The sequence below is a fragment of the Micromonospora sp. NPDC051924 genome, assembly GCF_055586005.1.
Genome location: NZ_JBVJJA010000026.1, coordinates 12,103 through 36,052, shown reverse-complemented (window position 1 = coordinate 36,052; position 23,950 = coordinate 12,103). Strand labels below are relative to the sequence as shown.

Below are 23,950 nucleotides of genomic sequence, written 5' to 3'. Positions count from 1 at the left end.
CGCAAACCCTGCGGATTTGTTAACGACGAGGTCGGACCGCCTGCCCCGGGACCCGGGGCAGCCGGCGACACTCGCCGGACGGCGCCGCCGTCAATCCGGCTCGACCGCCTTGTCCACCGCCGTCAGGAAGTCGTCCACCAGGTCGGCGGTGTCCTCGATGCCGGTGGAGACGCGGACCAGCCCGTCCCCGATCCCGGTGGCGGCGAGCTGCTCGGCGTCCACGATCCCCGCCCACATCGACCGCGGGTGCACCACCAGGGTGCTGACGCTGCCCAGGCTGGCCGCCCGCTTGGCCAGCCGCAGCCCGGCCAGCAGCGCGGCGACGCCGGTCCGGCCCGCCCGGAGGTCGACGCTGAGCACCCCGCCGAAGCCGGTCATCTGCCGGCGCGCGAGGGCGTGCTGGGGGTGCGACGGCAGCCCCGGATAGCGGACCCGGGCCACCGCCTGATGCCCCTCCAGGGCCCGGGCCAGGGCGAGGGCGTTGGCGTTGTGCCGTTCGACCCGCAGCGGCAGCGTGCGGATGCCGCGCAGCAGCAGCCAGGCGTCCACCGGGCCGAGGGTGCTGCCGGTGACGATCGACGTCTGCCACACCCGCTCCACCAGCTCGGCCGAGCCGACCACCACCCCGGCCGACACGTCGGAGTGGCCGCCGAGGAACTTGGTGCCGCTGTGCCACACCAGGTCCGCCCCGGCGGTCATCGGGCGCTGGTTGACCGGGGTGGCGAAGGTGTTGTCGACCACCACCAGCGCCTCCGCCGCGTGGGCGATCTCCACCACGGCCGCCAGGTCGGTCAGCTCCAGCAACGGGTTGCTCGGCGTCTCGATCAGCACCAGCCGGGTTCGCGGCCGCAGCGCCCGGGCGAACGCCGCGATGTCGGTCTGGTCGACCTGGGTGTACGAGACCCCGAAGCGCGACAGCAGGCCGGTGGCCAGCGAGGTGGTGCCGCCGTACGTGCTGCGCTGCACCACCACGTGGTCCCCGGCGGAGAGCAGCGCCAGCGCGATCGTGCTGATCGCGCCCATCCCCGACGCGGTGACCAGACCCGTCTCCGCCCCCTCCAGCTCGGCCACGACGGCGGCCACCTGCTTGTGGTTCGGGTTGCCGTACCGGGTGTAGAAGGCACTGCCCCGCGTCTCGGTGGCGATCGCGGTGAAGTGCTCGTCGGACTCGGCGCTGAAGGTTGCGCTCTGCACGATCGGCGGCGACACCGCCGTACCGGGGGTCAGGCCGTCGTCGCCGTGCACTGCGGTGGTGCTGAAGCCGGTCACAGAACTCCTCTCCGATCGCGGGCCACCCGGTCCACCAGCGCGCCGTAGCTGTCCAGCGCCACGAACTCGGGCAGCGTGAGGTCGCTGCCGTGGCGCTGCCGCAGCACGGTGACCAGCCGCAGGGCGCGCAGCGAGTCCCCGCCGGCCGCCAGGAAGCCGGCCGCCGGGTCGCGCGGCGCGGTGCCGAGCACCTCCTGCCAGGCCGCCGCCACCTTCGGCGCCCACCGGGCCCGAGCGCCGCCGGCCGCCGGCCCGCCGGTGCCCACGGCCGGCTGGGGCGCCGTCGGGTCGGCCGCCAGCAGCCGGCGGAAGCCGTCGGCGAAGGCGTCCACCCGGTCGGCGCCCACGTGCCGGCGGTCGTACTGCACGGTGAGGGCGAGCCGGCCGGTGTCGGCGTCCAATTCGGCGTCGACGGCGAGGCTGAACGCCACGTCCACGGTGACGCCCCGGCTGTCCACGATGCGGCTGCCGCCTTCGGCCGGCCCGGTCGGGAAGTGGGTCCAGTTGAAGAAGTGGTCGAAGCGGGGGCCGGCCCCACCGGCGCGGACGATTTCGGCGAGCGGGAACCGGTGGTGCCCCATCAGCTCCCGTTCGGCCCGCCACACCTCGGCGGCCAGCTCGGCCACGGACCGGGTGCCCAGCACGACGCCGACCGGCAGGGTGTTGAGGAACAGCCCGAGGGTGGCGTCGCTGCCGTCCCCCTCCGGCCGGCCACCGACCACCAGGCCGCTGACCACGTCGTCCCGGCCGGAGAGCTCACCGATCAGCCGCAGGTGGATGGCGAACAGCCACGACTTGACCGGCACCCCGGCGGCCCGGGCCGCCGCGGTGACCGCGTCGGTCATGCCCGCCTCGAGCGGCACCCGCTGGGTGGTGGTGGTCCGCGGCTCGGGCCCGCCGAGCAGCAGCGGCGGCACCGCGCCGGAGCCGTCCAGCCAGAACCGCCGGGTGACCTGGTCGGCCAGGGCCCGCCGCTCGGCCGCCACGTACTCGCGGAACGGCAGGCCCGGGCGGGCCGGGCGAGCGGCGCCGGCCCGCTCCCGGTCGTACCCGGCGAGCAGGTCGGCCAGGAACAGGTGCAGGCTCCAGCCGTCGAGGATGCCGTGGAACTCGGCGACGATCAGGGTGAACGCCGCGGCGTCCTCCTGGACGGCGTGCAGCCGGAGCAGCGGCGGGCGGGCCCAGTCGAAGGGGCGTACCCGCTCCTGAGCGACGAGGTCGTCGATCCGCGCCCGGCGGGTCTCCGGGTCGGCGTCGGCCAGGTCGGTGACCGGCACCTCGACCGGCACGTCCGCGTGCACGAGCTGCAACGGCTCCGAGTACGCGCCGAGCGAGAAGCCGGTCCGCAGCACCGGGTGGGCGGCGACCAGGCCGGCCAGCGCGCGACGCAGCGCCGCCGGGTCCAGCGGCGCGGCGATCCGGTGCGCGGTGACGTTGTGGTACATCGCCGGGTCGCCGGTCAGCTCGCAGTGGTAGACCATGCCCTGCTGGAGGGCGGTCATCGGGTACGCGTCGGCCAGCCCGGCGGGCAGCAGCTCCCGGTCGGCGGCGGCGACCAGCGTGAACCGGTCCTGCTCCACCGCCGCGGCCGGCGGGGTGCCGTCGAGGGTGATCTCCCCGTGCGCGACCAGCTCCCGGATCGACTGGTACGTGAAGATGTCGGCCAGCCGGAAGGACAGCCCCCGCTTATTCGCCGCGACCTGCATCTGGATGCTCCGGATGGAGTCGCCGCCGAGGGCGAAGAAGCTGTCCGTCACGCCGACCGTCGGCACCCCGAGGATCTCCCGCCACGCCTCGACCAGGATCTCCTCGGCCCGGTTGGCGGGCGCCACCGCCGCGTTGTCGCGGGGCCGGTCCAGCCGCGGCGCGGGCAGCGCCGCCCGGTCGAGCTTGCCGTTGCGGGTCAGCGGCAGCTGGTCGAGGAGCACCACCGCGGCCGGGACCAGGTGGGCCGGGAGCCGGTCGGCCAGCCAGCCGGTCAGCCGTTCGTCGAGGGGCCCGGCCGTGGGCCCGGCCGGGACGACCACCGCGGGACGCGGGTCGTCGGCGTACTCCGGGCGCACGGCGTGCAGGGTGTGCCGGTCGGTGCCGGCGAGCAGCTCGTCCTGGCGGGTGACGACGTCGAAGCCCTTGCCCTCGAAGAAGGCGACCAGCTCGGCCAGCCGGCCCGCGGTCTCGGTGCCGGCCGCGTCGTGCACCTCCATGGCCACCTGCGCGATCAGCGGCCAGTGCCGGTCGGCCAGCCCGGCGAGCACGTCCGCCTCGGCGCGCTGCACGTCGATCTTCAGCAGGTCGACCCGCTCCGGGGCCAGCTCGTCGAGGACGGCCGAGAGCGGCCGGACCGGGACGGTCAGCTCCCGGCCGGCGAAGCGCTCCGCGAGCAGCTCGTCTACCCGGTCGAGCAGGACGTCCCGCTCGTCCGCGCCGGCGTCCCGCTCGTTGGCGAGGTACCGCTTGATCACCGACATCTCGGCGTCCGGGTCGGCGTACGCGGCGTGGCCGGACATCATCGAGTAGCCCGGGTAGTAGGTGAAGGAGACCTCCCCGGCCGCCCGGGACAGCCCGAACCCGTGCACCGTGGCCGGTACGCCGAACTCGGCGACGTTGCGCCGCAGCAGGTCGGCCACCGACGGCACCGGCTCGAACGCGTGGACCGTCGCGTCCGGACAGACGGCGTGGACGAAGAGCGCGAACATGCCGATGTTCGCGCCCACGTCGAGCACCGTCGCCCCGGGCCGCAGCACGATCCCGTCGCGCAGGTAGACCTGCTGGACGAAGATCTCGTCGTACAGGTAGCGGGTCTCGTGCGGGTTGACCCCGGCGATCCGCGCGACGTCCACCGCGGGGGCCGCCCCGCCCGGCCGGACGTAGGCGACGAGCCGGTCGCCGTGCCCGTCATCGTCCCGGGCCACCACGGCGGCGTCGGCGACCTCCGGGTGTTCGCGCAGGACCGCGGCGACCTCGCCGGGCTCCACCCGGAACCCGTGGATCTTCACCTGGTCGTCCAGCCGGCCCAGGTAGCGCAGCCGCCGGTCGGCGTCGAAGCGGACCCGGTCGCCGGTGCGGTACACCCGCTCGGCGTGGCCGGACGGCAGCGTCACCGTCACGAACCGCCGTGCGGTGGTCTCCGGGTCGCCCCGGTAGCCGTCGGCGAGCTGTGGCCCGCCGACGCAGAGCTCCCCGGCGACGCCCGGCGGCACCGGGCGCAGGTGCTCGTCGAGCACCCGGACCGCGACGCCGGGCAGTGGCCGGCCGATGGTCGGGGCGTCCCCGGCGCGGATCTCCGCCGCGCTGGTGTCCACCGTGCACTCGGTCGGGCCGTACAGGTTGACCGCCCGGACGCCGGGCAGCGCCGCGACCTGCTCCCACAGGTCGGGCCCGATGGCCTCCCCGCCGAGTAGCAGCAGGCCGGGCAGCCGGGTGTCGCCCGCCCCGGCGAGCAGGATGCGCAGCTGGGAGGGGGTCGAGTCGAGCACGTCGACGCCGTGGTCGGCCAGCGCGGCCGCGAGGGCGGCGCCGTCCCGGCGGACCTCCTCGGGCACCAGGTAGAGGCTGCGGCCCTGGCCGAGCTGCACGAGCTGCTTCACCGACGCGTCGAAGGTGAGCGGGGCGTTCACCGCCACCCGCAGCCCGGGGCGGCTGTCCGCGTAGACGGTCCGCTCCAGGGCGTCGGCCAGGTGCGCGGCGGCGCCGTGCGACACCTGGACCGGGCGGGGTGTGCCGGTGGAGCCGGAGGTGAAGATCACGTACGCCGGGTCGGCCGGGACCGGGGCCGGTGCCGTGGCGGCCGGCGGGTCTCCGGCGGCGGCCAGTTCGTCGACCGTCACGGTTGCCGGGCCGCCGGCGCCGACGACGACCTCCGCGCCGACCGCGCGGAGCTGGGCGGCGAGGCGCGCCGCGGGGGCGTCCGGGTCCAGCGGGACGAACACCGCCCCGGCCCCCAGCACGCCGAGGAACGCCACCACGGTCTCCCGGGACCGGGTGGCCAGCACCCCGACCGGGGCGCCGGCCAGCCGGCGCGCGGCCAGCGCGGCGGCCACCCGCGCGGCCCGTCCGCGCAGCTCACCGGCGGTGTACGCGCCGTCGGCGGCGACCACCGCCGGCGCGTCCTGGTCGACGCCGGCCAGGCCCGCGTCGAGCAGCTCGACGAGGGTACGCGCCGACGCTTCGGACGGGGTTCCGGCGGCGTCGGCCAGCCAGCCGGCCTCCCCGTCGCCGAGCACGGCCGGCGGGACGCCCTCGGTGAGCGCGGTCGGCAGGGTCCGCAGGATCGCCAGCAGCCCGTCGAGCAGCCACTGCCCGCCGACCACCCGCAGGGTGACGCGGTCGCCGTCGATCGACGCGGTGAGCTGCGGACCGGCGGGCGCCGGCGGGGCGGCGACCTCCACCGCGCCACCACCGAGACCGGCCATGGTCGCCCTGTCCACGATGGGCATGAGCGCGAACCCGGCGACCGCCCCGGACTGCTCGTCCACCGGGTCGACCAGATGGAACGTCTCCTCGGCGGCGACCTCGGCGGCGCGGACGGCGGCCAGCAGTTCGGCGGGGGCGACGGGCAGCGGCAAGGCCAGCCGCAGCGGGCCGTAGCCGCCCAGCGGGCCCACCACGTCGGCGGTGCCGGCGGCCTGGCGGCCGTCGCTCCACCGGGCCAGCACCAGGTCCGCCTCGTCGGCCCCGTCCGGCGCCTCGGCCCGACGGGAGACCGCGAGCGCCCAGGCGGCGAGGAGCACGGTGGCCGGCTCGACCCCCGAGGCCCGCACGACATCGGCAAGGTCGGCGGCGGTCACGGCGCCGGTGGCCACCGCGGTGGGGTCGTCGCCGTGCGGGGTGACCAGCCGGGCGGCCGGGGCGGCGGGCGAGGGGGTCCGGGTCTGCTCGCGCTCCTCGAGCTGCCACTCGGCGACGTCGAGGAACTGCAACGCCTCCGGGTCGTCCGGCAGCGCCTCGCCGGCGTACGCCCGGGCCAGGTCGGCGAGGACCAGGCGCAGGCTCGCCGGGTCGGCGATCAGCGGGGTAGCGGCCAGCTCCAGCGTCTCGTCGGTGAGGGTGACCGACAGCTCGCCCTGCGCGCCGATGACCACGGCGCGGTCGTCGTCCACGTCCTGCAACGGCACCCGCAGGCCGGGGTGGTGCACCAGGGCCAGCCGCAGCGCCTCGTGCCGGGCCACCACCGTGTCGACGCCGGCCTGCAACCGCGCCCGGTCCAGCGGCCGGTCGAGCCGGACCCGCGCCCGGACCAGGTCCTGCTTCCCGGACCAGGCCAGGCGCTGGATCGGCGACAGACGGTATCCGTTCACAGCAGCACACTCCGGTTGACGTAGAGGTCGGACATGGCGACCAGGATCTGCCGGTCGCCGCTGAAGGGTTCCCGGCCGTGGGTGGCCAGGAAGTTGTCCACCACCAGCACGTCGCCGCGCTGCCAGGGCACCGAGACGGCGTGCTGCCGATACAGCTCGCGGATGCCGGTCACCACCTCGTCGGGGATCGGCTCGCCGTCGCCGTAGTACGCGTTGCGGGGCAGCCCCTCCGGGCCGTACTCGCGCAGCAGCGCGCCGGACACCTCGGCCGGCATGTTGGAGACGTGGAACAGGTGGGCGTGGTTGAACCAGACCGTCTCCCCGGTGCGCGGGTGCGTGGCGACGGCCTGCCGGCGGGAGCGGGTACGCAGCCCGTCCCCGCCCAGCCAGGTGAACTCGGTCCCGGACGCCGCGCAGTACGCCTCCACCTCGGCCCGGTCGATGGTCTGGAACGCCTCCTGCCAGGGCAGGTCCAGGTGCGGGCCGTAGTTGCGCACGTAGCAGACGCCGGCGCGGAGGAACCGCTCCCGCACCTCGACGGGGATCAGCGGGCTGATGACCCGCTCGCTGGCCAGCGGGGTGGCCCCGCCACTGCCGGTGGCCGGCTGGGCGCACCAGAAGTAGAGGTAGGTCGGCCAGTTGTGCGAGTACGACATCTCGTGGTGCAGCGGAATCCACTGTTCCGCGTTGAACTCGGTCGAGGTGAACACCCGGTCGGCGACCTCGTGGCGCGGGGCGGCCCGCTCCAGGTAGCCGAGCAGGTCGGGGCTGACCGCCCGGGCGGCCTGGCTGAAGTCGTCGGCGGTGCCCACTTCGAAGCCGCGGAAGAACACCGCGCCGTGCCGGTCCAGGTCGCGCAGCAGCTCCTCGCGCCGGTTGGCGAGCCAGCCGGCCAGGTCGAGGTCGGGCACGGTGGCCTCGACGAGCAGCACGAACTTCTCGTTTACCAGCACCCGCCGGGCCACCGGGGACGTGACGGTGGCGGTACCGCGCCGACGCGGCGCCGGCCCGCTCACGACGCCACCGCCCCGGAAGCGTGCGCCTCGGTCAGCTCGGGCGCGGCCACCGGGTCGGACATCGCGGTGAGGATCCGCCGGGGCGGGGTGAACGGGTCCCGGGCGTGCGCGGCCAGCATGTTCTCCACCAGCAGCACGTCGCCGCGCTGCCAGTCGAACGAGCGGGTCTCGGCGGCGTACGCGGCCCGCAGCTCGGCCAGCACCTCGTCGGGGATGGGCGTGCCGTCCCCGTACGCGGTCTGATAGGGCAGGTCCTCCTCGGCGAGCGCGGCCCGCAACCCGGCGCTCACGTCGTCGGGCAGCGAGGTGACGTGGAAGAACAGCGCGTGGTTGAACCAGGTGCGCTCGCCGGTGACCGGGTGCCGGCGGACCGCCGGACGGACCTGCCGGGTGCGCAGCTGCCGGTCGCCGACCCACTCCACGTCGATCAGCGCCCGGGCGCAGTAGGCCTCGACCTCCTCGCGCCGCTCGGTCTGGAACGCGGTCTGCCAGGGGAGGCTGATGCCGGGCAGGTAGTTGCGCCGGTAGAGCACCCCGCGCCGCTCGAACTCCGCGACCGTCTCGGGGCGGAGCCGGGCGAGCACCCGGCGGCTGTCGGCCAGGGGGGTGCGCCCGCCGGCGGCCGGCGCCACCTCGCAGTGGAACACGATCCGCAGCGGCCACCTCACCGTGTACGACTGCTCGTTGTGCAGCACGATCGGCTGGTCGGCGGGGTGTTCGGTGGAGGTGTACACCCCCTCGGTGACCTTGCTGCGCGGCGAGGAGCGCTCGCCGTAGGAGAGCACGTCGTCGGAGAGCCCGGCCATCACGGTGCGGAAGTCGGCGGCGCCGGCCACGGCGAAGCTGCGGAACAGCACCGCTCCGGCGCGGCGGGCCAGCTCGTCGACCTCGTCCCGGTGCCCGGCGAGCCAGCCGGCCAGGTCGACGTCGGGCACGTTGGCCCGCACCAGCGCCGGCAGCGGGCCGCCGGGCCAGTCGGGGCGTACGTCCACCAGGTTCCGGTCACGGCCGCGACGGGGGATGGGCCGCGCGACCCGGGTCTGCTCTGTCATTTCTCTCTCCCAGCGGTGTCGACGCAGTCGGCCAGACTGCGCCGGGGGTCGGCGGCGGCGGTACGCAGCAGCGCGGTGAGGCGGCCGTGCCACGCGACCACGCCGTCGTGGTCGAACAGGTCGGTGCGGTAGGTCCAGAGCGCCGCCAGCTCGTCCCGCCGCTCGTCGAGCCAGAGGGTCAGGTCGAGCCGGGCGGTGTCCGGGGTCAGTTCGACACCGGTGAACTCGACGCCCGTCGCGTCGCGGTGCCGGGCCGGCGGGGCGTTCTGCACGCCGAAGGCGACCTGTACCAGCGGGCTGCGGTGCGGCCGGCGGGTGGGCCGGAGCCGTTCCACCAGCACGTCGAGGGGGACGTCCTGGTGGGCGGCGGTGAACAGGGTGACCCGGCGGGCCTCGTCGAGCAGCTCGGCGAAGCTGCGGTCGGGCGCCGGGCGCAGCCGCAGCGGCAGGGTGTTGACGTAGCAGCCGACGCTCCGTTCGGCGGCGACGCTGGTCCGGCCGGCGAAGGCGACGCCGATCAGCAGGTCGTGCCGGCCGGAGGCGATGCCGAGCAGGGTGGCGAAGGCGGCCAGCCCGACCATGTGCAGGCTGACCCGCTCGGCCCGGGCCAGCCCTCGCACGGCCTCTGCCGTGGCGGTGTCCACCGTGGTGCGCAGTGCGGCACCGGACGGCGGGCGGCCTCCGGGGCGCGGGCCCGTCGGCGGCCGTCCGCCGGGCCGAGCCGCGCCGGACGGGTTGTCGCCGGGCCGGGCGGCGACCAGGCTGCCCGGGCCGGGCTGCGGCGGAGCCGCGGGCAGGTCGAGCAGGTCCGGCGCGCCGCGCAGGTCGTCCAGGAGCTCGGTCACCGCCTGCCGGCCCGCCGGCCCGGCCAGCCAGTCCCGCTGTGCCACGGCGAGCGCCGCCGGGCCGGGCGCCGGGCTGTCGAGTGCCGTTGCGTCGTCGTACGCCTCGGCCAGGTCCCGCACGATCACCCCGAACGACCAGTCGTCGCAGACGATGTGGTGGACGACCAGCAGCAGCGCCACGGCCCGCCCGGCGTCGTCCGGTACCAGGTGGGCGCGGAGCAGCGGGCCGGTGGCCAGGTCCACCGGCGTCCGGGTGGCCTCGGCGGCGAGCCCTGCCAACCGCTCGTCGAGCGGGGCGCCGGGGTCGGGCGGCGCGACGGCCGGCGCGGGGTCGGCGGCGGGGTGGACGTGTTGCACCGGCCCGTCCGGACCGGAGGGGAACACGGTGCGCAGGGCCGGGTGCCGGTCGACCACCCGGCGCAGCGCCCGGGCCAGCCGGTCCGGGTCCAGCGGCGCGGCGAATCGTACCGCGAAGGCCAGCAGGTAGGAGGTGTCGGCCGGGTCGAGCCGGTGCAGGAACCAGAGCCGGGTCTGCGCGGCGGAGAGCGGTGCGGGTCCTGCGGGTGCCGGGCCGGCGGTCTCCCCGACGGCTGCCGGCTCTTCGCCCGGCGCCGGGCCGGCGGCCGGCCCGTCGAGGTGGGCGGCCAGCGTGGCGACGGTCGGGTGGGCGAAGAGGTCCCCGGGCGCGACGCGCCGGCCGGTCGCGGCGGCCAGCCGGGTCGCGCAGCGGACCGCGAGCAGGGAGTCCCCGCCGAGGGCGAGGAAATCGCTGTCGACGCCGGTCACCGGCACGCCGAGCAGCTCGCGCCAGACCGCCGCCACCGTGCCGGCCGTCCCGTCGAGCGCCCTGGCGTCGGGCCCGACGCCGTCGCCGAGGGTGGGGGCGGGCAGGGCCGAGCGGTCCACCTTGCCGTTGGGCAGGGTGGGCAGCCGGTCCAGCCAGACCACGGTCGCGGGGACCAGCGGCGCGGGCAGCACCGCCGCCAGCCGGTCCCGCACGTCGTCGCGGCGCTCGCCCACCAGATAGCCGACCAGCAGCGGGTCCCCGCTCGGCCCCGGCCGTACGGCGGCGGTCGCCTCGTGGACCCCGGGCAGCGCGGCGAGGCGCGCGGCGACCTCGCCCAGCTCGATCCGGTAGCCCCGCAGCTTCACCTGGTCGTCGAGCCGGCCGAGGTACGCCAGCTGGCCGTCCGCCCGCAGCCGGACCCGGTCGCCGGTGCGGTACATCCGCTCGCCGGGCCGGAACGGGTCGGGCAGGAACCGGGCCCGGGTCTCCTCGGGCCGGTCGAGATAGCCCCGGGCCAGGCCCGCCCCGGCCAGGTGCAGCTCGCCGGGCTCGCCGGGCGGGACGGGTTGCCCGTCCGGGTCGAGGACGTAGACCCGGGTGTGCGGCAGCGGTCGGCCGATCGGCGGGTCCCCGCCGCCCGGCGGCACCTCTGCCCAGGTGGAGTAGGTGGTGTCCTCGGACGGGCCGTAGAGGTTGCAGAGCCGGCGGACATGCGGACGGGACCACACCCGGGCGGCCAGCGCGGCGGTGAGCGGTTCGCCGGCCAGGCAGACCGTGCGGACGCTCGCCGGCAGGGCGTCCGCGGTGAGCAGCTCGCCCATCGCGGAGGGCACGGTGTTGACCAGGGTGACGGGCAGCCGCTCCGCGCCGGGCGCGGCGAGGGCCAGCACGTCGTCGACGAGCAGCACCCGGCCACCCCAGCAGAGCGGCCCGAAGAGCTCGAAGATCGACAGGTCGAAGCAGACGGACGTGGCGGCGAGCATGCCGCCCAGTTCGGTGTCGTCGAAGGTCTGCCGGGTCCAGTGCATGAGCACCGCCGCGGACCGGTGCTCGATGGCCACGCCCTTGGGCCGGCCGGTGGAGCCGGAGGTGTAGATGACGTACGCCAGGTCGCCCGGCGTCGCGGCCACCGCCGGATCGGTGCCGTCCCCGTCCGGATCGAGCCGGTCGATCGGCACCGCCGTGTCGGGAAACCGGTCGGCGAGTTCGGCGTGGGTCAGCACCAGCCGCACCCCGGAGTCGGCGGTCATGAACGCCACCCGGGCCGAGGGGTACGCCGGGTCCAGCGGGACGTAGCAGGCCCCGGCCTTGAGCACGGCGAGCAGCGCGACGACCAGCTCGGGCGTACGCGGCAGGCAGACGCCGACCCGTTCCTCCCGGGTCACCCCGCGCCGGAGCAGGACCCGCGCCAGCCGGTTGGCCGCCTCGTCGAGCTCCCGGTAGGACAGCGCGCGGTCGGAGTGCCGGACCGCCTCGGCGTCGGGGGTGCGGGCGGCCTGCGCGGCCACCATCCGGTGCAGGCAGTCCACGTCGGCCGGCGCGCCGGTCGTCCGCCGGTTCGTGGTTCGGCGGGTCGGGCCGGGGGACCGGGTGGGGGCGCTCACCGGCGGGCACCCCCGCTCTTCACCAGTGCGAGGCGGCGGTCGGCTTCCTCCTGCAGGCGGTCCTTGTCGGCGAGGATGATCGTGCCGGGGTCGTTGTCGGGCAGCTCGTCCTCGACGTGGCGGATCGGCCGGTACGCGATGCCGGCCGCCGCCAGGCCGAGCGCGCAGAGCCCGGCGACGATCGCCGCGAGGGCCATGCCGCGGCCCGGTCCACCGCCGACGACCGAGGCCAGCAGCCCGTCGGACGACACCAGGGGAGCGAAGACCTGCTCGGCGAGCGGGCCGGCGCTGAGGAAGCCGGCCGGCACCATCAGCCAGGACAGCATCTGGCCCATGGACAGCACCCGGCCCTGCAGTTCCAGCCCCACCTTGGCCTGCACGATGGCCAGCCAGTGTGTGTTCACCAGCGCGGTGGCCAGGCCCATGCCGAACAGGCCCAGCGCCGGGAACAGCGGGCTCGGGTGCAGGCCGACGGTGACCAGTGACGCGCCGAGCAGCACGACGCTGCCCAGGATGCCGGTGGTACGCCGGGCGGTGCCGCCCCACACGCCCATCAGCACCGAGCCGACGAGCATGCCGACCCCACTGGCGGCGAGCACCCGGCCGAGCACCGCCGGGTCGCCGAACGACAGGGTCAGCGGGGTGACCAGGACCTCGACCAGGGCGAAGAAGTAGTTCAGCGACGCGGTCAGCACGACCAGGGCGACGAGGCCGTGCCGGCGGACGATGAACCGCCAGCCGCCCAGCACCTGCTGCCGGAACGGCTCCTCGCGCTTGACGAACAGGGTGTCGGGGAAGCGGACGGCCAGGGTGACGGCGACCGCGAACGCGAAGGTGAGCAGGTCGACGAGGACGATCCCGCGCAGCCCGACCGCGATCACCAGCGCGCCACCGACCAGCGGCGCCAGCACCGTGCTCGTCGCGGTGCCGAGGGAGACGATGCCGTTGGCCCGCCCGTAGTACCGCTTCGGCACCAGTTGCGTGACGGCGGCCAGGTAGGCGGGTTGCTGGAAGGCGGTCGCCACCGCCGTGATCGTGATGGCGGTGAACACGTGCCAGAGCTGGAGCTGGCCCAGCCAGAGCAGGAGGGCGAGGCTCACCGTGCCGGTGGCGGCCAGGCAGTCGGCGAGGATCATGATCAGTCTTCGGTCCCACCGGTCGGCCAGCGCGCCGGCGATCGGGGAGAGGACCACGGCGGGCAGCAGCGCGAGCACGGTGGCGGTGGCGAACAGCGAGACCGACCCGGTCCGCTGGTAGACCCACAGGCTCATGCCGAAGCCGGTCAGCCCGCTGCCGATGAGCGAGACGAGCTGCCCGATCGCGACCAGGTAGAACACCGTGAGGCTGGGCATCGCGCGGCGTGCGGCGGGCCGGTCGGCAGCCGGCGCGGCCGCCCGCTTCTCCGGCTCCCGGCGCGCCGGCGTGGTCGTGGCCGGGTCGCGCTCCGGGGCCGGCCCGCGGTTCGCCAACGCGGTCGCGATCACGTCAGTCTCCGGGGGCGGGCCGTGATCCGCCGCCGGCGCGGCGCAGTGCGCCAGGATGATGCCGGCCAGCTCGGCGGGCTGATGCTTGGCGAAGTAGTGGCCGGCGCCCTCGATGACCTCCAGCGACACCCGGTCGGCGAAGAACTCCCACTCCAGGTACCGCTCCTGGTACAGCTCGGTGGCCCGGTCACCGCTGCCGACCACGCAGACCAGCGGCGCCGACAGCTTCCGGGGCAGGCCGTCGGCGTAGACCTCGGTGTAGTAGTCCTCGCCCTTGGCGGCGTCGGCGAGGACCACGCGCATCACGAAGTCCTTCTCGCTCTCGTCGAACACCTCGGTGAAGAAGCCCATCGCGCGCAGCGCCTCCAGGGTCCGCCGCTTCGACATCCAGCGCTCCATCGGGAACCACCGCCGCAGCCAGGAGAAGAGCCGGCCGGGCAGCCGCGGCGCGGGGAAGTGGGCGCCGATGACCACGCCGGTCAGTTCGACGCCGGCCGCCTCGAGCCGGCGGGCCAGCTCCACCGCCTCGGCGCCGCCCACGCAGTGCCCGTACACCGCCACCGGGCCGGTGATCCCCTCGACCACCTCGGCCACGCAGCGATCCACCAGCTCGTCCATGCCCAGCAGCGGTTCGTCCGGGCGGTTCAGGTCGTGCCCGGGCCGTTCCAGGGCGTACAGCGCCACGCCGGGGGAGAGGGCGTCGGCGAGGGGCTGGAACGTGATCGCGCTGCCGCCGCCGAACGGCACGCAGAGCAGCGTCAGCGTCGTCGGCGTCCCCGGTCGCGCCGGGGTCAGCTCGTGCAGCAGCCGTCCGGCGGAGCCCCCGGTCGCGGCCAGGTGCTCGGTCAGCGACCGGATCGTCGGATAGCGGAACAGGTCCAGGACGCTGATTGCCGGGTCGTTCCCGGCCAGCGCCTTGATGGCCTTGAAGGAGTCGCCGCCGAGATCGAAGAAGTCGTCGTCGATGCCGACGCTGTCGTACCCGAGCACCGTGGCCCACCGCTCGGCCAGGGCCTTGCGCAGCGGGGTGTCCGGGGGAGCGGCGCCGACCCCGGCGCCGCCGCGGCGGGGTGCGGGCAGCGCCGCCCGGTCGACCTTGCGGTTGGCGTTGAGCGGCATCCGGTCGAGCACCACGAACGCCGACGGGATCATGTAGTCCGGCAGGTAGGTGCGGGCGAAGGCCCGCCACGGCCCCGGATCGGCGTCGAAGTCGGCCGTGACGTCCGCCCCCTGACCCGGGTCGCCGCCGGATTCCGCCGCGCCGGTCAGCGTCAGGTAGGCCACGATCGTCTTGTCGGCCTCGTCCTCGCGTACCACCACGGCGGCGTCGCGTACCGACGGGTGGCCTCGCAGCACCGCCTCGATCTCGCCCAGTTCGATCCGGAAGCCGCGCACCTTCACCTGCGAGTCGCTGCGGCCGACGAACTCGATGCGGCCGTCGGCCAGCCACCGGCCGAGGTCGCCGGTGCGGTAGAGCCGGCCACCGCGGTCGGGGTCGGGCACGAACCGCTGCGCGGTGAGCGCCGGGTCGCCGTGGTAGTCGCGGGCCAGCCCCGAACCGCCGAGGTACAGCTCACCCAGCACACCGACCGGGGCGGGGGAGAGCTGCGGATCGAGGACGAGGACGCGCATGTTGCCGATCGGGCGGCCGATGGTGAGGTGGCCGAAGCCGGGCTCGATCCGCTCCATCGTGGTCCAGACGGCGGCCTCGGTCGGGCCGTACAGGTTCCACAGCGCGCCCACCCGCTCGGCCAACTGCCGGGCCAGCGGCGCGGGCACCGCCTCACCGCCGCACACGGCGGTCAGACCCGGCTGCCCGGTCCAGCCGGACTCGATCAGCAGCCGCCAGGTCGCCGGCGTGCCCTGGGCCAGGGTGACGTCCTCGGCGGCGAGCAGGTCGGCCAGCCGCGCCGCGTCGTAGGCGACGTCGCGCCCCACCAGCAGCATCCGGGCGCCGACGACGAGGGGCAGGAAAAGCTCCGGGACGGACATGTCGAAGGCGAAGCTGGCCATCGCGAGCATGGTGCCGTCGGTGGTCAGGCCCGGCCGTTCGCGCATGGCGGCCAGGGTGTTGACGATCGCGCCGTGCGTCACCCGGACGCCCTTGGGCCGGCCCGTCGATCCGGACGTGTAGATCACGTACGCGAGGTCGTCCGGCCCGGCCAGCGGCGCGGGGTCGCTGTCCGGCTCCCCGTCCGGCGCGCCACCACCCAGCAGCACCTCGCCGGCGTACCCGGCGAACCGGTCGGCGAGGTCCGCCTCGGTGACCAGGACCGCGGCGCCGCTGTGCGTCAGCACGTACCGCTGCCGCTCGATCGGGTAGTCGGGGTCCACCGGCACGTACGCGCCGCCCGCCTTGAGCACCCCGACCAGCGTGACCGGCAGCTCCACCGACCGGTGCAGGCAGACCGCGACCGTGACGTCGGGGCCGACCCCGGCCCGGCGGAGCCGGTGGGCGAGCCGGTTGGCCCGCGCGTTCAGTTCGGCGTAGCTGAGCGTGGTGGCCCCGAAGGTCACCGCCGGCCGGTCGGGGTTCGTCGCCACCTGGTGTGCGATCAGCTCGACCAGGGTCGGCTCGGGCCCGACCCGCGGGTCCCAGCCGGGCGCGGCGGCGGTGTCGTTCCACTCGGCGACGCGGGCCAGCTCGGCGGGGGTGAGGACGGCGGCGTCCCGCAGCCGGACGCCCGGGTCGGCGACGGCGGCGGCGAGCAGCCTCTCCAGGTGCCCCACCATCCGCTCGGCGGTCGCCGCGTCGAACAGGTCGGTGTTGTACTCCAGCCGGAACCGCAGCCCCTCGTCCACCTCGTACGCGTACAGGGCCAGGTCCTGCTGGGCGATGCCCGGCTCGACGGCGAACTGGACCAGCCGCAGCCCGGTGGCCCGCAGGTCCCGCTCCGGCACGTTCAGCATGTTGAACATCACCTGGAACAGCGGGTTGCGGCTGAGGTCGCGGGGCGCGTCGACCAGGTCCACCAGGCGCTCGAACGGCACCTCCTGGTGGTCGTACGCGCCCAGCGCGGTGTGCCGTACCTGCCCGAGCAGCTCCTCGAAGGTCCAGTCGCCGTCGAGCACGGTGCGCAGCGGCAGCATGTTGATGAAGAAGCCGACCATCGGTTCGAGCTCGGCGCGGACCCGCCCGGCGACCGGCGTGCCGACGCAGATGTCGCGCTGGCCGGTGTAGCGCCAGAGCAGCGCCTTCCACGCCGCCAGCACCGTCATCGCCAGGGTGGCGCCCCGGGCCTGGCTGAACCGGCGCAGCTCGTCGGCGGCCGCCAGGGACAGCATCCGGGTACGGACCCCGCCGTGGAACGTCTGCACGGGCGGCCGGGGCCGGTCGGTGGGCACCTCCAGCACGCTCGCCACCCCGTCGAGCTGCCGGCGCCAGTACCGCATGTCCGCGCTGTCGGCGTCCGCCATCCGGCCGCGCTGCCAGCGCGCGTAGTCGCCGTACCGGACGGCCAGCTCGGGCAGCGGCGCGGGACGGCCGGCGAGGGCGGCGTCGTAGAGCGTGGCCACCTCGCCGGCGATGATGCCGAGCGACCAGCCGTCGGAGACGTTGTGGTGCATGGTCAGCGACAGCACGTGCCGGTCGTTGGCGATCCGCAGCAGCACGGCCCGGAACAGCGGCCCGCGGGCCAGGTCGAACGGGCGCCGGACGTCGGCGGCCAGGGCCGCGTGCACCCAGGACGGCAGCGCGTCGGCGACCGCCGACTCCACGATGCTGCGCGGCGCAGGGCCGTCCGCGCCGGCCGGCGCGGACACGATCGGCAGGTCCACCGCGTCGGCCGGCCGTACCTCCTGGACCGGGTCGCCGTCCGGGCCGAGCGGGAAGACGGTACGCAGCGACTCGTGCCGGCGGACCAGCTCGGCCAGAGCCCCGCGCAGCGCGTCGACGTCGAGGTGGCCGTCCAGCAGCAGCGCCGTGCTGACGGTGTAGGCGTTCTGCTCGTACGCCTGGTCGAGGAACCACAGCCGGTGCTGCCCGGAGGAGAGCGGCGCCGGCCCGGCCCCGGGGGCGGCGCGGGGGATGGCCGGCGCGGTGGCCGGCTGCGCGAGGACGGCGACGGGGGTGGGGGCGGGGGTGCCGGCGGTCGCCGGCAACGCCGCCGCGATCTCGGCGACGGTCGGCTGGGCGAAGACCGTCTCGAGCGCCAGCGCCACGCCGAGCCGGGCCCGCAGCCGCACCACGAACTGGGTGGCGAGCAGCGAGTGCCCGCCCAGCTCGAAGAAGTTGTCGTGCACCCCGATCGGCCGGATGCCGAGCAGCTCGCTCCAGAGCTCCGCCACGGACTCCTCCGCCGGGGTGCCCGGGGCGACGTAGGCGGTGCTGACCGCCGGCCGGTTGCCGGTGTCGACGGGCTCGGGCGCGTCCGGTGTGGGCGGGGCGACTGCCGGCGCGGCGGGCGCGGGCTGTGCCGCGCTCGTCCGGGGCGCCGGGTCGATCCAGTGGCGCTGCCGCTCGAACGGGTAGCCGGGCAGCGCCGGGCGGTGCCGGGGGCGGCCGTGCCACCGTTCCCAGCCGAGCGGTACGCCGGACAGCCACAGCCGGCCGACCGCGTCGAGCATCGTGGCGAGGTCGTCGGCGTCGGCGCGCGGATGTCGCATCGCCGCCACCACCTGACCGGGCCGCAGGCCGGCCAGCCGCGCCAGGCCGCCGAGCGCGTGTCCGGGGCCCAGTTCCGCGAGGACCACGTCCTGCTCGGCGAGGAGCGCGGCCGACTCGGCGAACCGCACCGGCTCCCGCAGGTGCCGCACCCAGTAACCCGGATCGGTGACCTGCCCCGGGGTGACCGGGCCGCCGGTCAGGTTGCTCAGGTAGGGGCGCTCGGGTTCCGCGTAGTCCACCCGGCGGGCGTGCGCGGCGAACTCGTCGAGCACCGGATCGAGCAGGGCGGAGTGGTAGCCGCGGGTGACCCGCAGCGGCCGGCAGTCGACCCCGTCGCCGGTCAGCCGCCGCCGGAGCTCCTCGACCGCCTCCGGCGCGCCGGACACCACGCACAGCCCCGGCGCGTTGACCGCCGCCAGCGCCAGGCCCTCGCCCAGCAGCCCGGTCACCGCCGTCTCGGGCAGGCTCACCGCGAGCATCGCCCCGACCGGGGTCCGCTCGACCAGCTCGCCCCGGACGCGGACCAGGCGCAGCGCGTCGGGCAGGGAGAAGACACCGGCGAGGCAGGCGGCCACGTACTCGCCGAGGCTGTGCCCCACCATCAGGTCCGGGGTCACGCCCCGGGCGAGCAGCGACCGGGCGAGCGCGTACTCGGTGACGAACAGCGCCGGCTGGATCAGCGCGGGCCGGGCGAGCAGCCGCTCGGCCCGCTCGTGTCCGTCCGGGCCCGGGCACAGCATCGTACGCAGGTCGAGCCCCAGGTCGTCGCGGAGCAGCTCGGCGCACTCGTCCACCACGGCCCGGTAGGTCGGCTCCGCGCGGTACAGGCCGGCGCCCATCGCCACGTGCTGGGCGCCGTGCCCGGGGAAGGCGAAGACCAGCGGCCGCCGGCCGCCGGGGTGGGCACCGGTGAACTGCCGTCCCGGCGCGTCGAGTGCGGCCAGCGCGTCGGTGCGGTCGGTCGCGACCAGGAACCGCCGGTGGGTCATCGGCTGGCGCCGGCCCAGGCCGGCCGCGACGTCCCCGAGGTCCACCTCGGGGTGCGCGTCGAGCCAGGCGCGGAGCCGGCGCATCTGCCGGTCCAGCGCGTCGGCCGTACGGGCCGACACGACCACCAGGTGCGGCCCCGGCGCGGCCGGCGGCGCGTCCGACGGCGCCGGCGGTTCCTCGAGAACCACGTGGGCGTTCGTGCCGCCCATGCCGAAGGAGCTGACGCCGGCCCGGCGTGGGCCGTCGGCGGTCCACGGGCGGGCGGCGTCGTTGAGGTAGAACGGGCCGGCCGCGAAGTCGATCGCCGGGTTGGGCCGACTGACGTTGATGGTCGGCGGCAGCGTCCGGCTCCACAGCGCCATGACCGTCTTGATCAGGCCGGCGACGCCGGCCGCCGCGTCGGTGTGCCCGATGTTGGCCTTGACCGAGCCGAGGGCGCAGAAGCCCCGGTCGTCGGTGCCGCTCCGGAACGCCTCGGTCAGCGCGGTCACCTCGATGGGGTCGCCGAGGGTGGTGCCCGTCCCGTGGGCCTCGACGTAGCTGATCGAACGCGGGTCCACGCCGGCCGTCGCGAGGGCGCTGCTGACCACCTGGACCTGGCCGTCGACGCCCGGCGCGGTGTATCCGGTGCGCCGGGCGCCGTCGTTGTTGATCGCCGAGCCGCGGATCACCGCGTAGACGGTGTCGCCGTCCGCGTCGGCGTCCTCCAGCCGCTTGAGCGCGACGATGCCGACCCCGCTGGATTCGATGCTGCCGCGGGCGTCCGCGCTGAACGGGCGGCAGTGCCCGTCGGGGGAGTAGATCCCGCCGTCGTGGTAGAGGTAGCCGCGCCGCTGCGCGGGGAAGATGCTGACGCCGCCGGCCAGCACCAGGTCGGACTCGCCGGCCAGCAGGCTCTGCCGGCCGAGGTGCACGGCCACCAGCGAGGTCGAGCAGGCGGTGGCGACGGTGACCGCGGGGCCGGTCAGGTCCAGTTTGTACGCGACCCGGCTGAGCAGGAAGTCCTTGTCGTTGCCGAGGGACAGCTGGTGCTCGCCGATGCTGGTCATCAGCTCGGGGTGGCTGCTCAGGTGGTCGAGCAGATAGCTGCTGCGGCCCGACCCGGCGAACAGGCCGATCCGACCGGGGTGGCGGGACGGGTCGTAGCCGGCGTGCTCCAGCGCGTGCCAGGCGCACTCCAGCAGCATCCGGTGCTGCGGGTCGAGGGTCTGCGCCTCCCGCGGCGTGAACCCGAAGAAAGCGGCGTCGAACTCGTCGATCCCGGGCAGCCAGGTGCCGGCCCGGACGTACGCCGGGTCGTTGAGCCGGGCCGGGTCGGCCCCGGCGGCCAGCATCTCCTCGACGGTGAACTCCCGTACCGACTCCACCCCGGTGCGGATGTTGTGCCAGTACTCGTCGACGGTCCGCGCGCCGGGGAAGCGGCAGGACATGCCGACGACGGCGATCAGGCCGCCGGGCTGGCCGGTGTCGTCGGTCGTGCCCACCGACGGTCGGGCCACGGGGGCGGACGCGGGGCGCGGGGCGGGCGGCGCGGGTGCCGGCCCGGTGGTGGCGGTGGTCAGGAACGTCGCCAGCGAGTCGACCGTGGGGTGCCGGAACAGGTCGGTGACCGTGACGACGTCGCCGAGTTGGGCGCGCAGCCGTTCGAGCACGGCCAGCAGGCGCATCGAGTGGCCGCCGAGGTCGAAGAAGGTGTCCCGGACGCCGACGCGGTCGACGCCGAGCACGTCCCGCCACACGTCCATGACCAGCCGCTCGATACGTATCCGGGCGGTGTCCCACCGGGCCGGGCCGGGCTCGGCGGGCGCGGCCATCGGCTGTCCGGGCGCCGGGGGCTGGTCCGGCTCGGGGGCGGGGCGCTGTCGTGGCAGGTCCCGGGCGCGACCGGGAGCGGGCAGCGCGGCGGTGTCCACCTTGCCGTTGCCGGTCAGCGGCAGCGCGTCGAGGAAGACGAACGCTGTGGGCACCAGGTAGGACGGCAGCTCGGCGGCGAGCGCCGTCCGGAGGATCGTCGCATCGGCGTCGATCTCCGCCCCGCCGCCCAGGTACGCGACGAGCTGCGGGTCGTCGGGGTCGTCCCGGCGCAACTGCACCGTCACGTCGTGGTCCGGACGGCACCGGCGGACAGCCGCCTCGATCTCGCCGCACTCCACCCGGTAGCCGCGCAGCTTGACCTGGCTGTCGGTGCGGCCCAGGCATTCGAGGTTCCCGTCCGGGCGCAGGCGCACCAGGTCGCCGGTGCGGTACAGGCGCGCGCCGGGGACGGACGAGAACGGGTCCGGGACGAACCGCTCGGCGGTCAGTCCCGGCTGGTTCAGGTAGCCGCGGGCCACGCCGGCCCCGCCGACGTACAGCTCGCCGACGACGCCCGCCGGGACGGGGTTCAGCCACCCGTCGAGGACGTACAGCCGGGTGTTGGCGATCGGCCGGCCGATGGGGACGGAGCCGTCGGCCGGCGTGGCCGGGTCGACCTCGTACGCGGCGCAGCCGACCACGGTCTCCGTCGGCCCGTACTCGTTGACCAGCGCGGTTGCGGGGGAGTGCGTCCGCCAGGGCGCCACCTGGTCGGCGCGCAGGTTCTCGCCGCCGATGACGAAGCACCGGGTGCGGTCGGCCATCTCGGCGCGACCGAGCTGGTGGTTGACCAGGTCGAGCTGGGCCGGCGTGATCTTGACCAGCCCGAACGGCGGTTGCTGCCCGAGCAGCGCCTCGCCCAGCGCCTCGGGGCCGAGGTGCTCGCCGATCATCCGGACGGTGGCCCCGCTGACCAGCGGGACCAGCAGGCTCGTCACGGTCAGGTCGAAGCCGATCGACGAGTGCAGCGGCACCGTGTCCCCGGGCCGCAGCCGGTAGGCCTGGGCCGCCCAGCGTACGTAGTTGCACACGCCCCGATGGGTGACCATGACGCCCTTGGGGCGACCGGTGGACCCGGAGGTGTAGATGACGTACGCGAGCTCCTCCGCCGAGGGCAAGGGCCGCCGGCGCGGGCGTCGCCGCGGCCCGCCGCCGGGGCCGCCGCGACCGGGGTCGGCCGCCGGGAGCGGTGGGTCCTGGTCGGGCATCAGCAGCGCCCGGTCCTCGGGCACCAGGTGCGCGAGCTCGGCGCAGGTGAGGACGACCGGGGCGGCCGTGTCGTCGAGCAGGTACCGCAGCCGGGCGGGCAGGTTGGCCGGGTCCATCGGCACGTAGGCCGCCCCGGTCCTCAGCACGGCGAGGACCGCCACGGCGAACGGGACCGCGCGCGGCAGGAGCACGCCCACCAGGCCGCCGACGCCGACGCCCCGCTGCCGCAGCGTCTCCGCCAGCGCCTCGGCCCGCAGGTGCAGCTCGTGATAGCTGAGCGCGGTGTCGCCGTCGGTCACCGCCACGCCGTCGGGGGTCGACCGCGCCTGCCGCTCGATCAGCACGTGGACCAGGTCGTCCGGCTCGGCCGGGGTGGCGGTGCGGTTCCAGTCCAGGACGAGCTGCCGGTGCTCGTCGGGGGTGAGCATGGTGGCCGAGCCGACCGGCGCGCCCGGGTCGGCCAGCAGTGACCGCAGCAGCGTCTGGAAGTGCCCGGCGAGGCGGACCATCGCGTCGTCGTCGAACAGGTCGGTGCGGTACTCCAGCACGGTCCGCACCCCGTCGGCGTTCTCCCGTACCGAGACGGTGAGGTCGAACTTGGCCGTGACGCCGGGCACCTCGACGGGGATGACCCGGAGGCCGTCGAGGCGCGGGGGAGCCGCCTCGCGGCCGTACACGAACATCACCTGGAACAGCGGGGTGAAACCGGGCCGGCGGGCCGGGCGCAGCGACTCCACCAGCGTGCCGAACGGCAGGTCCCCGTTGGCCAGGCCCTCGAGGACAGCGGTGCGAACCCGGCCGAGCAGCGTCTCGAACGCCGGGTCGTCGTCCAGCCGGGCCCGGACGGCGACGGTGTTCAGCAGCAACCCGACCAGTGTCTGCGCCTCGGGCCGCCGCCGGTTGGCCACCGGCGTGCCCACCACGATGTCGCGCTGCCCGGTCCAGCGCGCCAGCAGCACCTGCACGGCGGCGAGCATGACCATGTACGGGGAGACGCCCATCCGTTGGCACAGCGCCATCAGCGCCTCGGTGGGCACGTCCAGCGGGACCGACAGGGTGGATCCCGCGCCGGACGGCACCGTGGGCCGCGGCCCGCGGGTGGGCAGCTCCAGGACGGCCGGGGCGTCCCCGAGCTGCCCGTGCCAGTACTCCCGTTGAGCGGCCGCCTCCGCGCCGGCGAGCCAGTCGTGCTGCCACGCCGCGTGGTCGCGGTGGTCGACCTCGACCGGGTCGAGGTGCGCCGGCCGTCCGGTGCGGTGCGCGGTGTAGAGCCGCTCCCACTCCTCGTGCAGGATGCCGAGCGACCACTCGTCGACGGCGACGTGGTGGAACGTCAGCAGGAGCACGTGCTCCTCCGGCGCGTACCGCAGCAGGGTGGCGCGCAGCACCGGGCCGCGCTCCAGGTCCATCGCGGTGCCCGCCTCGGCGTGGAGCCGGGCCTGCAGTTCCTGGTCGCGTTGCCAGGTGGGCAGCCCGCTCAGGTCGTGCACCCGCAGCAGCCCCGGGCGTGGCTCGTGGACCGTCTGGACCAGGCGGTCCGGCGCCGTGTCCGCATCGGACGGACCGGCCGGGCCGTCCACCGGGGCGAGCGTGGTGCGCAGGGCGGCGTGCCGGGCCACCAGCCCGTCGAGCGCCGCCGACAGCGCCGCCACGTCCAGCGGCCCGAGGAGCCGGTAGGCCAGCGGCACCAGGTAGCTGGCCGCCTCGGGGCCGAGGCGGCCCAGGTACCACATCTGCCGTTGCTCGTACGACGCCGGGACCGGGCCCGCGGCACCGTCGGCGTCGACCCGACGCGGCGCCGCGGATGTCGCCTGCCGGGATCTCAGGACGTCGGTCATTCGGTCCGCCTCCTATGGACCGGCACCGGCCGACGCGCCCCCCCGAAGCGCCGGCCCGTGCCGTCGGTTGCTCGTGGTTCAGCAGCCCTCATCTGGCGA

General features: G+C 75.6%; 6 protein-coding genes. All 6 read right to left on the bottom strand.

Features of this window, described 5'->3' with window-relative positions; genetic code table 11:
- Positions 1–90: 90 nt before the first annotated feature.
- Genes ACZ6S5_RS20930 through ACZ6S5_RS20905 form a run of 6 tightly spaced genes read right to left on the bottom strand, consistent with a single transcriptional unit; the run spans position 91 to position 23,851 of the window.
- On the bottom strand, positions 91–1,269 hold the full coding sequence (locus ACZ6S5_RS20930; RefSeq protein WP_466002802.1) for a trans-sulfuration enzyme family protein: 1,179 nt from the start codon (positions 1,267–1,269) through the stop codon (positions 91–93).
- The gene (locus ACZ6S5_RS20925) at positions 1,266–6,566 is read right to left on the bottom strand and encodes an amino acid adenylation domain-containing protein (RefSeq protein ID WP_466002800.1); all 5,301 of its coding nucleotides are present in this window, start codon (positions 6,564–6,566) and stop codon (positions 1,266–1,268) included. The genes ACZ6S5_RS20930 and ACZ6S5_RS20925 overlap by 4 nt, the downstream gene beginning before the upstream one ends.
- On the bottom strand, positions 6,563–7,582 hold the full coding sequence (locus tag ACZ6S5_RS20920; RefSeq protein WP_466002798.1) for a TauD/TfdA family dioxygenase: 1,020 nt from the start codon (positions 7,580–7,582) through the stop codon (positions 6,563–6,565). The genes ACZ6S5_RS20925 and ACZ6S5_RS20920 overlap by 4 nt, the downstream gene beginning before the upstream one ends.
- Positions 7,579–8,634 (bottom strand): TauD/TfdA family dioxygenase, encoded by a 1,056-nt coding sequence (locus ACZ6S5_RS20915; protein WP_466002796.1) that lies wholly within the window; start codon positions 8,632–8,634, stop codon positions 7,579–7,581. Before ACZ6S5_RS20915 ends, ACZ6S5_RS20920 begins: the two co-directional genes overlap by 4 nt.
- On the bottom strand, positions 8,631–11,870 hold the full coding sequence (locus ACZ6S5_RS20910) for an amino acid adenylation domain-containing protein (protein ID WP_466002794.1): 3,240 nt from the start codon (positions 11,868–11,870) through the stop codon (positions 8,631–8,633). The genes ACZ6S5_RS20915 and ACZ6S5_RS20910 overlap by 4 nt, the downstream gene beginning before the upstream one ends.
- On the bottom strand, positions 11,867–23,851 hold the full coding sequence (locus ACZ6S5_RS20905; protein ID WP_466002792.1) for an amino acid adenylation domain-containing protein: 11,985 nt from the start codon (positions 23,849–23,851) through the stop codon (positions 11,867–11,869). The genes ACZ6S5_RS20910 and ACZ6S5_RS20905 overlap by 4 nt, the downstream gene beginning before the upstream one ends.
- Between the last annotated feature and the right edge of the window lie 99 nt (positions 23,852–23,950).